At 66.6% G+C, this 13,185-nt stretch carries 14 protein-coding genes; 6 read left to right on the forward strand and 8 right to left on the reverse strand.

Annotated features, from left to right (window positions below; all coding sequences use genetic code 11):
* Positions 1-47: 47 nt before the first annotated feature.
* Together D0B54_RS20215 and D0B54_RS20220 are read left to right on the forward strand one after the other, a co-directional pair.
* Positions 48-1,181: a fatty acid desaturase gene (locus D0B54_RS20215; RefSeq protein WP_117295395.1), complete on the forward strand. Its 1,134-nt coding sequence runs from the start codon at positions 48-50 to the stop codon at positions 1,179-1,181.
* Between the two features lie 186 nt (positions 1,182-1,367).
* Positions 1,368-2,642 (forward strand): esterase/lipase family protein, encoded by a 1,275-nt coding sequence (locus tag D0B54_RS20220; RefSeq protein ID WP_117293561.1) that lies wholly within the window; start codon positions 1,368-1,370, stop codon positions 2,640-2,642.
* A 122-nt stretch (positions 2,643-2,764) separates the two neighbouring features.
* Here D0B54_RS20220 and D0B54_RS20225 read toward each other — a convergent pair whose 3' ends face one another.
* Both D0B54_RS20225 and arsC read right to left on the reverse strand, forming a co-directional pair.
* The gene (locus tag D0B54_RS20225; RefSeq protein WP_117293563.1) at positions 2,765-3,202 is read right to left on the reverse strand and encodes a DUF3429 domain-containing protein; all 438 of its coding nucleotides are present in this window, start codon (positions 3,200-3,202) and stop codon (positions 2,765-2,767) included.
* 28 nt (positions 3,203-3,230) lie between these two features.
* On the reverse strand, positions 3,231-3,590 hold the full coding sequence (gene arsC, locus D0B54_RS20230; RefSeq protein WP_117293565.1) for an arsenate reductase (glutaredoxin): 360 nt from the start codon (positions 3,588-3,590) through the stop codon (positions 3,231-3,233).
* 101 nt (positions 3,591-3,691) lie between these two features.
* Here arsC and D0B54_RS20235 point away from each other — a divergent pair, with 101 nt between their 5' ends.
* Entirely contained in the window at positions 3,692-4,660 is a 969-nt protein-coding gene (locus D0B54_RS20235) for an alpha/beta hydrolase family esterase (protein ID WP_117293567.1), read from the forward strand.
* An 11-nt stretch (positions 4,661-4,671) separates the two neighbouring features.
* Complete coding sequence (locus D0B54_RS20240; RefSeq protein WP_117293569.1) at positions 4,672-5,928, forward strand: hypothetical protein; 1,257 nt, start codon at positions 4,672-4,674, stop codon at positions 5,926-5,928.
* A gap of 170 nt (positions 5,929-6,098) precedes the next feature.
* Here the strand turns inward: D0B54_RS20240 and D0B54_RS20245 are convergent, their stop codons facing one another.
* Genes D0B54_RS20245 through D0B54_RS20255 form a run of 3 tightly spaced genes read right to left on the reverse strand, consistent with a single transcriptional unit; the run spans position 6,099 to position 8,978 of the window.
* A complete protein-coding gene (locus D0B54_RS20245) occupies positions 6,099-7,091 on the reverse strand; it encodes a DUF2804 domain-containing protein (RefSeq protein WP_162932586.1) in 993 nt (330 codons plus the stop codon).
* Between the two features lie 13 nt (positions 7,092-7,104).
* Positions 7,105-8,073 (reverse strand): Kelch repeat-containing protein, encoded by a 969-nt coding sequence (locus D0B54_RS20250; RefSeq protein ID WP_117293573.1) that lies wholly within the window; start codon positions 8,071-8,073, stop codon positions 7,105-7,107.
* Between the two features lie 23 nt (positions 8,074-8,096).
* The gene (locus D0B54_RS20255) at positions 8,097-8,978 is read right to left on the reverse strand and encodes a sterol desaturase family protein (RefSeq protein ID WP_205527193.1); all 882 of its coding nucleotides are present in this window, start codon (positions 8,976-8,978) and stop codon (positions 8,097-8,099) included.
* 267 nt (positions 8,979-9,245) lie between these two features.
* Between D0B54_RS20255 and D0B54_RS20260 the strand changes: the two genes are divergently transcribed.
* Both D0B54_RS20260 and D0B54_RS20265 read left to right on the forward strand, forming a co-directional pair.
* The gene (locus D0B54_RS20260) at positions 9,246-9,734 is read left to right on the forward strand and encodes a hypothetical protein (protein WP_162932587.1); all 489 of its coding nucleotides are present in this window, start codon (positions 9,246-9,248) and stop codon (positions 9,732-9,734) included.
* Between the two features lie 36 nt (positions 9,735-9,770).
* Positions 9,771-10,235, forward strand: a complete 465-nt coding sequence (locus D0B54_RS20265) for a CreA family protein (protein ID WP_117293577.1) — start codon at positions 9,771-9,773, stop codon at positions 10,233-10,235.
* A gap of 33 nt (positions 10,236-10,268) precedes the next feature.
* Here the strand turns inward: D0B54_RS20265 and D0B54_RS20270 are convergent, their stop codons facing one another.
* From D0B54_RS20270 to D0B54_RS20280, 3 genes are all read right to left on the reverse strand, one after another.
* Positions 10,269-11,015 carry an abortive infection system antitoxin AbiGi family protein gene (locus D0B54_RS20270; protein ID WP_162932588.1) on the reverse strand — a complete coding sequence of 249 codons (747 nt, stop codon included), beginning with the start codon at positions 11,013-11,015 and terminating at the stop codon, positions 10,269-10,271.
* A gap of 299 nt (positions 11,016-11,314) precedes the next feature.
* Positions 11,315-11,611 carry a hypothetical protein gene (locus tag D0B54_RS20275; RefSeq protein ID WP_117293581.1) on the reverse strand — a complete coding sequence of 99 codons (297 nt, stop codon included), beginning with the start codon at positions 11,609-11,611 and terminating at the stop codon, positions 11,315-11,317.
* Between the two features lie 196 nt (positions 11,612-11,807).
* Entirely contained in the window at positions 11,808-13,166 is a 1,359-nt protein-coding gene (locus D0B54_RS20280) for a WS/DGAT/MGAT family O-acyltransferase (protein ID WP_117293583.1), read from the reverse strand.
* Positions 13,167-13,185 lie beyond the last annotated feature (19 nt).

Below are 13,185 nucleotides of genomic sequence, written 5' to 3' on the forward strand. Positions count from 1 at the left end.
CTCCAGAATCCTCCGCATCCACCCCTCCCCTTCCGGAGTCTATGTCGATGTCCACCCCGACGGCCAACGCCGCCATGAGCGATGCGCAGAAATCCGCCCATATCCGCCAGACCGTGCTGCAGGCCGGCGTGGCCCTGCGCGAGCGCCACCCCTGGCTGCGCCACCAGGACGCCATCGGCGGCAGCGTGATGGCCCTGTCGGTGCTGGGCATGATCGCCAGTGGCGTGCTCTACGGCATTGGCCAGATACCGTGGTGGGTCTGCGTTCCGGTCAGTGCGCTGTTCGCCTCGTTCATCCACGAGCTGGAACACGACCTGATCCATACGATGTACTTCCGCCAGAGCCCGCGCGCCTGGAACCTGATGATGGCGCTGTGCTGGCTGACGCGGCCGAGCACCGTGAGTCCCTGGGCACGCAAGCGCCTGCACCTGCATCATCACAAGTTCTCCGGCACCGACACCGACCTGGAAGAATACGGCATCACCAACGGCGAGCCCTGGGGCCTGAAGCGCCTGCTGATGGTGGGTGACCACATGCTGGCGATCTACCTGCGCCCGGTGGGCATGCACCGCGTATCGCGCAACTACATCCGCGCGCAGCAGCCCAAGAGCAAGGAGGAGTTCCGCGCCCTGGTGCGCGAGAACCTGCTGAGCTACATGCCGCTGGGCCTGCTGCATTACGCGCTGTGGCACGGCTTCCTGGCGGCGAATGCGCTGCTGTTCGCCGCCTCGCTGGCCGGACACCCGCTGCCGCTGGCGGCCTGGTCGCAGGCCATCGGCGTGGACCTGCCGGCGCTGCTGTCGCTGTGGACCACCACGGTGGTGGTGTGGCTGGCGCCCAACGTGCTGCGCGTGTTCTGCCTGCACTTCATCAGCTCCAACATGCACTACTACGGCGACGTGGAGCCGGGCAACGTGATGCAGCAGACCCAGGTGCTGAACCCCTGGTGGCTGTGGCCGATGCAGCTGTTCTGCTTCAACTTCGGCGGCACCCACGCGATCCATCATTTCGCGGTGAAGGAGCCGTTCTACGTGCGCCAGGCCACGGCGCAGACGGCTTACGGGGTGATGCGCGAGATGGGGGTGCGGTTCAATGATTTCGGGACGTTCACGCGGGCGAACCGGTGGGCGATGAAGACGGGGGCGAAGGTGGCGCCGGCGGGGGCCGTGACTACTGCCTGATGCCCCCCTCCCGTAGGAGCGGCTGTCAGCCGCGATGGGCGGCGGCCATAGTGCCCGGCGCTCGCGGCTAACAGCCGCTCCTACGGGGTTTCACGGATCGAGGTGTTTTACCCCTCTGGACATTTCAGTGAACATATGTAAACTGTAAATATCCAGTCAGGGCGGACTCGCCGCCGGGGGTTTCCGATGACCAAGCCTTCTTCCCGCGACAGCCTCCTGTCCCAGGTCCGCGGCGCCCTGGCGCTGACCGGCGCCGGACTGGACCAGATCACCGGCCACGTGCACGGCTTCCACCGGGCGATCTCCGACATCCCCTTCAAGGGCATGGCTCCGGTTCCCGGCGTCAACGCCGGCAGCGAACCGGTGCGCCTGATCCACGACGGCATCACCGACGGCGTCTATGGCGCGGTGCGCGGCTCGATGCGCCTGGTGTTCGGCGCCGCCGAGCAGCTGCTGCGCGAGGCCGAGAAGATCGCCCCGCCCGCCCTGGTGGCACCCAACACGCATCGCGACCTGGCGGTGAGCGCGCTGGCCGGCTTCGTCGGCGACGACATGGCGGTGAAGCGCAACCCCTTGGCGCCGCGCATGGGCTTCTACCTGCAGGGCGAGCGCCTGGTGCTGGACCGCGTGGCGCTGAGCGCGGCCTACCCCGACGCCAAGCCGCGCATCGTGGTCTTCATCCACGGCCTGGCCTGCAACGAATCAACCTGGGATTTCTACAGCGACCCGGAACAGCCGGAGACGCACCCCTACGGCCCGCGCCTGGAGCAGGATCTCGACTTCACGCCGGTCTACCTGCGCTACAACAGCGGCCTGCACATCTCGCGCAACGGCGCGCGCATGGCGCGACACCTGCAGCGCCTGGTGGAGCGCTGGCCGCGCGGCGTGCAGGAGATCGTGCTGGTGGGCCACAGCATGGGCGGCCTGGTGGCTCGCGCGGCGGTGGCCGCGGCGCTGCAGAACCGCATCGCCTGGGCCGACCAGCTCAGCAATGTCATCTGTCTCGGCTCGCCGCACCTCGGCGCACCCCTGGAGCGCTGGGTGGATGCCGGCGTGCGCCTGATGCGCCGCGTGCCGCTGTCGCGTCCGCTGGCGGAGCTGCTGCATTCGCGCTCGGTGGGCGTGAAGGATCTGTTCCATGGTTATGTCGACGACGGCGACTGGCGCGGACGCGTCACGCACCACGATGGCGGCGGCGCGACGCGCATCCCCAAGGCGCCGCATGCGCGCTACCACTTCTTCGGCTGCACGCTGGGCAACGACGAGCAGGACCTGGTGGGCCGCGTGATCGGCGACGGACTGGTGCTGCTGCCCAGTTCCACCGCCGCGCACCTGGCGGACGCGGATACGGCGGTGCTGTTCCGCACCAATCACCTGCGGCTGCTGAACCACCCGGTGATCTATGGCTTGATCAGGGATGCGGTCAGCGGACGCAAGCTGCTGGAAGGCGAAGTGCTCTGAGGGTGGCGGCCATGTAGCCCGGTTTGCCGCAGGCAAGCCGGGGATCAGGCCCCACCGTCGCTCCCGGCTTCCCTGCGGGAAACCGGGCTACGGGAAATCAATGCGCAGGGTGTGTCAGCGCCTCAGGGCCCGATCAGCATGAAGCGCCAGGCGATGGAGATCAGCACGCCGGCGGTCAGCGTGGAGCGCAGGCGGAAGTAGCCGCCGATCGTGTCCAGCACGCGCTCGCGCCAGAAGTCGGCGAGCAGCAGCAGCATGAACACCGTCGCCAGTGCCGCCAGCGCGGGAGCGAAGCTCAGGCTCACCGCTGCCCAGGCCAGCAGCACCAGGCCCGCCGACATCGCGAGGCCGATCAGGCCCTGCGGACCCTGCACCGCCGGCAGGGCGAAACCCCAGAAGGTGCCGGCCATGAAGGCCGCGATCAGGCCCGCCCAGGCGAGCCAGGCGTGGTCCAGCCACTGCGGCGCGGTTTCCGGGGAGAAGGTCCACCAGGCCGGGCCGATGAAGAAGGGGATCAGGCCGGCATAACCCAGGGCGAGGACGATCTTCGGCAGGTTCATGCGGACGCTCCCTGGATGCTGTGTGGACTCACAGTAACTCTTTCACCGCCTCCGGCGGGCGGCCCAGGCGCGCCTGGGCGCCGCGCACCACGATGGGCCGCTCGATCAGCACCGGGTGGGCTGCCAGCAGGCGCAGCCATTCGGCACGGGGCCGCGGGTCTTTCGGCGTCAGTTTCAGGGACTTGGCCTCTTCTTCCTTGAAGCGGACCAGGGCCTGCGGCTCGACGCCGAGCTTGCGGCAGAGGCCGTCCAGCGCGGCCGCATCCGGCGGGTCCTTGAGGTACTCGACGACCTGCGGCTCGACCCCGGCATCCCTGATCAATTGCAGGGTTTCGCGGCTCTTGCTGCAGCGCGGGTTGTGGTAGATCACGATCTTGGCTGTCGGCATTCTCCGATTGTCGGCAACCGGGGGCGGGAGCACAATCCGGGCGCCGGCATCCCCCGCCGGCGGACCCGGGCACGAAGCGGTGCCCTGCCAAGGAGCGGCACATGAGATCACGCTGGTCGCGCGTCCTCGCCCTCGCCCTCGCCGGTCTCAGCCTGGGCCTCGCCGCCCCGGCACAGGCGACTTCCGTGGTCGCCGTGGAAAACGTGCAGGCCTTCCAGGAGACCATCAGCCACCAGAACGCCGGTCGCACGGTGCTGGTCCTGCGCCCCGCGGTGCCGGCCAGCAGCACACCGCCGCCGGTGTTCGTGCTGCTGCACTTCCTCGACGGCAGCTCCTCGGAGATGGCCAACCTGGTGGAGATCTCCAAGCTGGTGCGCGACCGCGGCGCCTGGGTGCTGCTGCCGCAGGCGATCCAGGGCAACTGGAACCATACCCCGAACGCGGCGGACAACCTCGGCGGGCTCGGCGCCATCGACCTGCATGCCGGGCTGGTCGGCTTCAGCGCGGTGGACGATGTCGGCTTCCTGGCCAAGATGATCGACACGCTGACGGCGCGCTACGGCCTGGACGCGCATCGCGTCTACATGGGCGGCTACTCCAACGGCGCGCTGATGACGCTGCGCTTCGCCTGCGAGCGGCCCGAGAAGATCGCCGGCGGCGCCGTGGTGGGCGCCACCATGCGCAATACGCAGCAGCCGGCCTGCCAGCCGGGCCACCCGGTATCGATGCTCTACATCAACGGCACGGCCGACCAGGTGGCGCCCTATGCCGGCGGCCCCACCAGCCTCTCGGCCGATGCCGCGCTGGCGTTCTGGGTGCAGGCCAACGGCTGCAACCCGACCCCGCAGACCACGACGCTGCCGGACACGGCACCGGACGGCACCACCACGCAACGCCGTGCCTGGCGCAGCTGCGCCGGAGGCGTCGGCGTGGACCACTACATCGTGCAGAACGGCGGCCATACCTGGCCGGGCACGATCGACTTCACACCCTCGCTGGGCAAGGCCTCGCAGGACTTCCAGGCCACCGACGCGATCTGGAACTTCTTCATGCAGTACAGCCGCCCGTGAGGAGAACCATCATGCTCACCAGCAAGTTTTCCGGCGGCGCACTGCTGATCGCGGTCCTGGCGGCCTGCGGAGGCGGCCGCAGCGACGCCAGCGAATCCGCGCCGCAGCAGGCGCGCGCGCTGGGCAACGCCTCCCAGGTCAACCAGTACAGCGCCGGCGACCAGCAGGCGCCCGCCGCCGCGGGCGATGCCGCCGGCAACGTGGTGGTGGCCTGGGACAGTGTCGGCCAGGACGGCAGCCTCTCCGGCATCTACGCACGGCGCCTGGACAGCGCCGGCAACGCGCTGGGCAACGAGTTCCGCGTCAACACGCGCACCGACAACCGCCAGATCCTGCCGGCGGTGGCGATGAGCCCAGACGGCCGCTTCGCGGTGGCCTGGAACAGCAATGGCGTCAACGGCGTGGGCCTGGGCATCTATGTGCAGCGCTACGCCGCCGACGGGACGCCGCAGGGAGGCGAGATCGAGGTCGCCGTCAGCGGCGAGTATTCGATCCAGCCGGGCGCCGGCGTGGCGATGGATCCGCAGGGCAACTTCATCGTCCTCTGGGCCGATCGCCGCATTCCCGGCGGCTTCTCGTCGCTGGACACGCGCACGGTCCAGGTACAGCGCTACAGCGCCGACGGCAGCCCCAAGGGCGGGCCGGTGACGGTGGAGGCTTCGAGCTTCCCCACGGTACGCAATCCCACCGCGACGATGGACGCCGCCGGCAATTTCGTCGTGGCCTGGGTGCAGGGGCCCTCGGGCGTGTCCAAGAGCCAGGTCTTCGCGCGGCGCATCTTCGCCAGCGGCCTGCCGCGCGGCTTCGCCTTCCGCGTGTCGGAGAACAACGCGCAGGTCTCCGACGTGGACCGCGCGCGCATCGCCGGCAACGACGCCGGGGCTTTCGTGGTCGTGTGGGAACCGCTGGCGCTGGACGCGAGCAGCAGCGGCGCCTGGCTGCGCGTCTACAACGCGGCGGGCCAGGCCCTGCGCAGCGGCTTCCGCGCCGGCACCAACGGCGAGATCAGGCGCCATCCGACGGTGAGCATGAATGCCGGCGGCTTCGTGGTGGCCGGGCATGGCAATGGCGTGTGGGCACAGCGCTATGACCTGCAGGGGAATCGCATCGGCACGGACTTCCGGCCCGACACTTCGGGCGCGCCGTATACGCAGCTATTTGGCGTGCCGGTGCTGGACAGCCACGGCGGGCTGACGCTGGTGTGGCAGGACTGGCAGCAGGACGGGGATGGTCGGGGGATCAGTTCGCGGCGGTATGCAGCGCCTTAGGGTTCCTCGCAACAACACACGAACCGTTCACACCGAGTCCCTCGATACGATCCGCCTTGGCGGATCACTCGGGATAGCCGGGGTTCAAGCGTATCGAGGTGCGCCACGGTGCCTCGATACGCGACGCTTCGCGGCGCTACTCGGCATGAACGGTCTGGTATAGATGCTGGCTACCACTTGGCGTGATGCTGCTCCACCACCCCGAACCCCTCCACCTTCTTCACCCCATCCGTCGTCTTCAGCGTTCCCGTAAACCGCCCGAACGGCTGCGTGAAGCGGCTGGCCAGCAACCCCACCGAGATGTCCTCGCGCCGCTCGCCCTCCGGCACGAACTGCACATCGAGCACGCCATCGGCGGTATGCACGCGCCAGGGCTGCAGCAGCTGCGCCGGGTCGTACTGGAACACGGCCTGCGCCAGCGGCAGCAGGCGATCGCCGAGCCACATGGCGTTCTCGTGGCCGTTCATGAAATGCGCAACCAGATTCACGCCGATGCGCTGGCCGTCTTCGGTGACGCCATCGAGGCTGGCCCAGTTCCAGTCGGTGTGGCGCGGCGGGTAGCCCAGGGTGAAATCCAGCGTGCCGGTGGCGTCTTGCTCAATGCGCTGTCCGTCGATTTCCAGCGCCAGGCGCAGCGGCAGCGCACAGAGCTTCCAGGTGTGATGGAAGGGCCGGCCGGGTGAGGAGGCGATGGCGGTCATGCCGGGGCCGGCGTCGCGGAACTCCATCTGCAGCTTCAGGCCCGGCGCCTCGAAGCGCACGTCCCAGCCGCTGCCGGCGGGTCGTGCATGCCAGTGGCGCTTGCCGCCGCGCAGCTGCCAGTCGGCATCCGGCGAGGGAGCGAAATCGGTAGCGAAGCCGAAGGGCACGGTGGCCTTGTGCTCGGTGAGCTTCTTCGCCTGGCGGTCGTAGACGTAGACGAAGGCGGTGGCCATCAGGCCGGCGTCGGCCACGGCGTAGCCGACCATGTAGCGCGGCGTGAAGGCGCCGAAGTACATCCAGCCCTTGCGCTGCAGGCGGCGCGGCGAGAAGGCGCCGCGGCTGCCGTCCCAGGCGGCGGTGGAGAGATCGAAGACGCGGCCCTCGTAGCGGCCGTAGTCGGCGACGCGGCCGGAGCCGGCATGCAGGGCGGGCGGCGCGGCGGGGAGTCTGGAGTCGGTCATGTGCAGGGCTGCTTCAGGGAGTGAGGGCATCGTTGACGTCGGTGGGTCCGAGAATTTCGCGATCGGCACCGCCGGGCACGTGCAGGCGGCCCTGGTAGCCGGCCGCGCCGATGCCATGGCGCGGCAGCAGCATCGGTGCCAGCGCGCGCCAGGTGTCGGAACCGGGATCGTAGATTTCGGATTGGCCGAATACGCCGCGCGGCGAATCGTCGTTGCCTTCGCCGCCGACCATGATGATGCGTCCGTTCACCACGCCGGCCGCACCGCCGCCGCGCGGGGTCGGCAGCGCCGCGCGCGCCTGCCACTGGCGCGTGCGCGGATCGTAGGCCTCGACCTCGCCATGCAGCTCGCCGCTGCGTCCGCCGATGGCGTAGAAGCGGCCATCCACCGCGGCACCGGCGACGTGCTCGCGCGCGGTCGGCAAGTCCGGCAGCGTGGTCCACTGGTCGGCGACGGGATCGTAGACGTCGAACTCGGTCGTGGCCTGCAGGTTGCGCTGGCCGCCGGCCAGGTAGATGCGTCCATCGATGACGCCGACCGCCGCCGCGCCGCGCTGGCGCCCTGCCGGCAGGGATGCCCGTGCGCGCCAGGTATTGGCGGCGGCATCGTATTCGTAGACGTCGCCCAGCGCGATGAAGGCCGGCGTGACGAGGTTGAAGCCGCCCAGCACGTAGAGCCGGCCGTTGGCGGCGGCGACGCCGGGGTGGTGGATCGGCTTGGGCAGCGGCGCGATCTCGCGCCAGCTGTCGCTGGCCGGGTCGTAGGCGATGGCGCTGGCCAGCGTCAGGCCCAGGCCGTCCATGCCGCCGACGACGTAGATGTCGCCGTCCAGTTCGGCCACGCCGTGCTCCTGGCGCGGCGCCGGCAGCGGCGCCCGCGTATGCCAGCCCGGCGCCTCGCCCGGCAGGCGCTGGTCGCCGCCGTCGCTGGAACCGCAGGCGCAGAGCAGCAGCGCCAGGGCCGTCGTTATCGTTCTTGTCATCGGCGCTCCCCCGAGAGAGCCGATTATGCCTTGCGCTCCCACTCCGGCGGCGCCCACAGGTGCTTCATGCGCTGCGCCAGCGGGCCGGGGCGGAACACGTCGGCCCACATGTCGCGGAACTCGTGGAAGTTCAGCGTGAAGATGTTGTAGGAATTGATCTGCTTGGGAATCCCGTACTCCACCTTCTCCACCTCGGCCTCGTAGCTGCCGAACCAGCGGTCGAAGATGCAGAGGATGCCGCCGAAGTTCTTGTCGATGTACTGCGGGTTGCGGCCGTGGTGCACGCGGTGGCTGGAGGGTGTGACGAACAGGTACTCCATCCACGGGTGCAGCTTGCCGACGCTCTCGGTATGCACGAAGTACTGGTAGGCCAGGTCCACGCCGTAGAGCAGGAACACCACCGCCGGGTGCACGCCCAGCAGCACCAGCGGCATGAAGAACAGCCACCAGCCGGTGATGGAGTACAGCAGGCTCTGACGCATCGCCGTGGTCAGGTTCATGTGCTGGCCGCTGTGGTGCACCACGTGGGCGCTCCAGAACCAGCGTACACGGTGACTGGTGCGGTGGAACCAGTAGTAGCAGAACTCCACGCCGAACAGCATCAGCGGCAGCGTCCAGACATTGACCGGGATGGTGAAGAAGCGGTGCTCCCAGAACCACAGGGAAGCCGCGCCGGTGATCGCCAGGTGGGCGAACAGTTCGAACAGCGAGTAGCTGCCACCCAGGCCCAGGTTGGCGAGGATGTCCTTGAACTGGAACTGCTCGCGGGCACCGCGCTTGCGCATGACCTGCCACTCGATCGCGAAGGCGATCAGGAAGATCGGCGTCATCGCGCCCAGCAGCAACTGCTTCCAGTCCTGGTCGGCACCGATCACCGCCTCGATCCCCTCCATCCATTCCATCATGGCCCGCTCTCCTCGCCCGCTGTTTTGATGGGAGCATTGTGGCGAGGGGGCGGGAGCAGCGCTTGACCTTGGACGCCGGGGGGCGTGACAGCAGGCGCCACCCTTGTTTTTCCAGTTATATCAATGACTAACAACCCGCATCACGCCTATCAGACGGCCGGGATATCCCCTTCGAGACCCGGGAAGCACAGGCAAAGCTGACTCGGTCGGCAGCTTGTGCTTTGCCGCATGGCTGGCAGGATGCTCGCTGCAGCCCCGGAAAGAAGAGTGAAAGCAACCGACATGGAAATGCGCAGCAGCGAAACCCTGGTGATCCGCGGTAGCCGCCTGAATAGCCTGTTTGTCCTGTTTGCCTCCCTGATTTTCGTTTTCCTCGGCGTGATGTCTCTTGAGGACCACCCGATCCTGGCCTGGAGCGGCATCGGCTTCTTCGGCCTGGGCATTCCGGTCGGGCTGATCTTCCTGGTCCGTCCACCCGAACTGCGGCTGGATTCCCAGGGCTTCCAGATGGTCTCGCTGTTCAAGCCGGCGGTCTTCACTTGGGCGGAAGTGGAAGGCTTCTACATGACAGAGACTTCCGGGACGAAAATGATCGGCATCGTCTTCTCACCCGATTGCGAGAAGCTTCGGCGCAGCAGGCGCTGGACCGAGGCGTTCACCGGCGTGGCCGGCGCGGTGCCGGACATGTACACCAGGCCTGCCAGCGAAATCTGCGAGTTGCTCAATGAATGGCGGCGCCGGCACATTGGCCGCTAAGCTGCCCCACCCGACTCCCCTCTCCGGACTCCCCACATGAAACGGCAGCTACTCCTCCTCTCCTCGCTGGCCATGCTGTACGTGTTTCCGGCGCAGGCCGAAACCGTCGGCTGCGTCACCACGTCCTGGAAGCTGATCGGCGCCAACCACAAGGTCTGCGTGGAAGCCTTCACCGATACCAAGCTGCCGGGCGTGACCTGCCACGTCAGCCAGGCGAAGACCGGCGGCGTCGCCGGCACGTTCGGTCTGGCCCAGGACCCGGCGCAGTTCTCGCTGTCCTGCGAACAGACCGGGCCCATCGTGATCCCGGCGAAGATGCCCGAGCAGGAAACCGTGTTCACGGAAGACACCTCGATCCTGTTCAAGGAAACGCGCGTGACGCGGATCTGGGACCCGAAGCACAACACGCTGGTGTACCTGGCGATCAGCCGCAAGCTGATCGATGGCGCGCCGAACAACAGTGTGGCGACGGTGGCGGTGCGGCCGTGGGGTGGAAGGTAGGTGATACCCACATCTCGCAATTCTCCCAAAATTCTAGGGCCTTACAACAGTGAGCCTTTTCCCAAACATTGGGAATCGTTCTGCCAGGAGACTGCAAAAATCTTCTGTGACGAAGACAGAGATGACATCATCGTCTTTAAAAACATAGTTCCCAAATAGCCGCCATTCCCGTTCCATATAAACATTCTCTATTGCTTCATCTTCCACTTCCAAGGGGAAAGGCTTCACGAAGCTTAGTAGGTCTTTCTGGAAAATAGAATTTGCAGCAAAGATGGTTTCCTCCGCGTCAGGAGGATTCGACCCGACACGTCTGCTCCTCTTCTCCGTCAATCTTCGATGCTTACCATCTTCTCGGTTTAGCGCTTTTGCCACCACGGTAAGATCCTGCAGCAGAGCCCTTCCATTGGTCCCCCAATGGTCGCCATCGAACGTGGGCACGTACAAAACTGGGCGCGCACCCTTCTCTGCTAACGATTTTTTATTGAAGGCTAACCCAAAGTACCCATACTTCTTACAATGAACGACAGATAGTTCTTCGAATGGGATATCAGCGTAGCAAGTTACGGATGGAACAATAAAATCTTCCCTGCTAAGGCAACCGCCGCCATGAACGCTAAATTGAACGCCGCCTTGGACTCCTGCAGTTTCTCGACTGTAAGCCACCGTCCTGCTGGCAAGTATCGCGCATAGGGTTTCGAAGTTTCCCTGATGATCTAGAGGATTGCGAAATCCCACAAAGTGGCTCAGGTTCCGGGAAATGTAGCTTTGCTTTTTTTTCATATCATTTCGCAATACAACTACTCTGGTAGCCCAGATTAATCGTGTAATGCAAAAGGGTACACTGCCGTGAGCAAGCTTCATGTGACCAGCATACAGGGTGGCCTGAATGCAACTACGTAGGGTGGGCAAACGTCTTCATGTTTGCCCACGCGGTTGACGTTCCGACGCGTGGGCAAACGAAAAGACATTTGCCCACCCTACGACCAGACAAGGACTAGCCGATAGCGCACCGGGCAATGGCGCCACTATCACGGTGGCAAAGTTTTGGGGCGCGACCCTGTAAGGCCGCGCCCGTCCCGCTAGTTGGTCTTCGGCACGTAGTACTCGTCCGGGCTCAGGACGCCATCGCCGTTATGGTCGCGCGTGGCGAAGCGCTTGTAGATCTGCGAGTCCGGCTTGACCTCGGACTTCTGCACCAGGCCGTCGCCGTTGGTGTCGGTCCACATGGCCTTGGTGGGCTCGCCCACTGCCGGTGCGCCGACCGTGGACGATCCTGGTGCGTCGAGCGAAGAGCCGGGCAAGGTGCCGACGCCGGCGAAGGGGGCGGTGGAGAAGAGGAATGCTGCCGCAGCGGTGCTGAAGGCCAACCGGTTCATGCTTGAACTCCCTGTGTGTATTGATGAAAACCGCAGGGAGACCGGAAAACGCGCGGGGAACCGGTTCCCGCGCGGCGTTGCGCACGGCACGGGGCCGCAGGGTAAAAGCAGCAGATTCCATGCCACGTAACGGTAGGAGCGGCCGGTGGCCGCGACCTCGCCGGGTCGCGGCCACCGGCCGCTCCTACAACAGGACTTAGGCTTCCAGTTCCGCCAGCCCCTGCTCCAGGTAGTCCAGCAGGCGCTGCATGTGCGGCAGCGTGCGGCGGCAGGCGATGAGGCCGAACTCCAGCTTGTCGGCGTAGCTGTTGAGCGTGATGTTGAGCGCCTGGCCGTCGATGACGATGGACACGGGGTACATGCCCTCCAGCTCGGCGCCGTTCCAGTAGAGCTTGTTCTTGGGGCCCGGCACGTTGGAGATGGTGACGTTGAAGGCCTGCCAGCGCGGGGCGGCGCCGGTGGCGTAGTTGAGCGAGAACGGCGCCATGGTCGCGGCCATGTAGTTGACGATCTCGGCCTGCGACATGTTCTGGAAGCGGTCCTTGGAGGTCTGCACCGAGCGCTGGATGGCGTGCAGGCGCTCCACCGGGTCTTCAATGCTGGTGTAGAGGTTGGCCAGGATCATCGCCACCTGGTTGCCGGAGTCGCTGTCGTCGCGGCGCAGGGACATGGGCACCATCGAGGTCAGCGGCTTGTCGGGCAGCTCGCCCAGTTCCTTCAGGTAGCTGCGCAGCGCCGAGCCGCACATGGCCAGCACGACGTCGTTGAGCGTGGCGTCGTGCTTGCGGCCGGCGGCGCGGATGCGCTCCAGCGACCAGGACTGCGCGGCGAAGCGGCGCGAGCCGGTGATGCGCTGGTTGAGGATGGACTTGGGCGCCTGGAACACGGAGACGTAGTCCGGGTTGCTGCGCGCGGCGCGGATCGAGCGGTACAGCTCGCGCGTGACGTTGGGCAGGGTCTTGGCCTGCTGGCCGAGCATGCCGGCGGCTTCTCCGACCACGGAGATGAAGCTGCGCGGCCGGTCTTCGCCGGGCACCAGCTCGCGCTTGCGCGGCGGCATGGCCCAGACCGGGATGTTCTGCTCTTCCGGCGTTTCGCTGGTGGCGCGCATCATCATGCGCATGGCGGCGATGCCGTCGACCAGGGCGTGGTGGATCTTGGAGTAGATGGCGATGCGGCCGTCTTCCAGACCGTCGATCAGGTAGAACTCCCACAGCGGCTTGGCGCGGTCCAGGTGCGCGCTGTGCAGCTGCGACACCAGGGCCAGCAGCTCGCGGATGCGGCCGGGCTTGGGCAGGGCCAGGTGACGGAAGTGCGACTCGATGTCGAACTCCTCGTCTTCCACCCAGAACGGTGCGCCGAGCTTGCGTTCCAGGCGCAGGTTGAACGGCGCGCAGGCCTTGGTGTGGCTGCGCATGAAGTCGGCGACCTTCTGCGTGTAGTCCGGGCCGGCGTCCTTGGGCGGGCGCGCCAGCTGCAGGCCGCCGACGTGCATCGGCTGGTTGCGCCGTTCCAGCAGCAGGAACATCTGGTCCTGCGGGCTCAGAGGCTTCATCGCGCTTCTCCCTTCCTGG

This window comes from Solimonas sp. K1W22B-7, from assembly GCF_003428335.1.
Classification (GTDB): domain Bacteria; phylum Pseudomonadota; class Gammaproteobacteria; order Nevskiales; family Nevskiaceae; genus Solimonas_A.

Bases quoted from the DNA above. Each gene is read 5' to 3' on its own strand.
- D0B54_RS20220 (WP_117293561.1), top strand. From the start codon at position 1,368: ATGACCAAGCCTTCTTCCCGCGACAGCCTCCTGTCCCAGGTCCGCGGC.
- D0B54_RS20275 (WP_117293581.1), bottom strand. From the start codon at position 11,611: ATGAACCGGTTGGCCTTCAGCACCGCTGCGGCAGCATTCCTCTTCTCC.
- D0B54_RS20235 (WP_117293567.1), top strand. From the start codon at position 3,692: ATGAGATCACGCTGGTCGCGCGTCCTCGCCCTCGCCCTCGCCGGTCTC.
- D0B54_RS20255 (WP_205527193.1), bottom strand. From the start codon at position 8,978: ATGATGGAATGGATGGAGGGGATCGAGGCGGTGATCGGTGCCGACCAG.
- D0B54_RS20280 (WP_117293583.1), bottom strand. From the start codon at position 13,166: ATGAAGCCTCTGAGCCCGCAGGACCAGATGTTCCTGCTGCTGGAACGG.
- D0B54_RS20215 (WP_117295395.1), top strand. From the start codon at position 48: ATGTCCACCCCGACGGCCAACGCCGCCATGAGCGATGCGCAGAAATCC.
- arsC (WP_117293565.1), bottom strand. From the start codon at position 3,590: ATGCCGACAGCCAAGATCGTGATCTACCACAACCCGCGCTGCAGCAAG.
- D0B54_RS20225 (WP_117293563.1), bottom strand. From the start codon at position 3,202: ATGAACCTGCCGAAGATCGTCCTCGCCCTGGGTTATGCCGGCCTGATC.
- D0B54_RS20265 (WP_117293577.1), top strand. From the start codon at position 9,771: ATGAAACGGCAGCTACTCCTCCTCTCCTCGCTGGCCATGCTGTACGTG.
- D0B54_RS20250 (WP_117293573.1), bottom strand. From the start codon at position 8,073: ATGACAAGAACGATAACGACGGCCCTGGCGCTGCTGCTCTGCGCCTGC.
- D0B54_RS20240 (WP_117293569.1), top strand. From the start codon at position 4,672: ATGCTCACCAGCAAGTTTTCCGGCGGCGCACTGCTGATCGCGGTCCTG.
- D0B54_RS20245 (WP_162932586.1), bottom strand. From the start codon at position 7,091: ATGACCGACTCCAGACTCCCCGCCGCGCCGCCCGCCCTGCATGCCGGC.
- D0B54_RS20270 (WP_162932588.1), bottom strand. From the start codon at position 11,015: ATGAAAAAAAAGCAAAGCTACATTTCCCGGAACCTGAGCCACTTTGTG.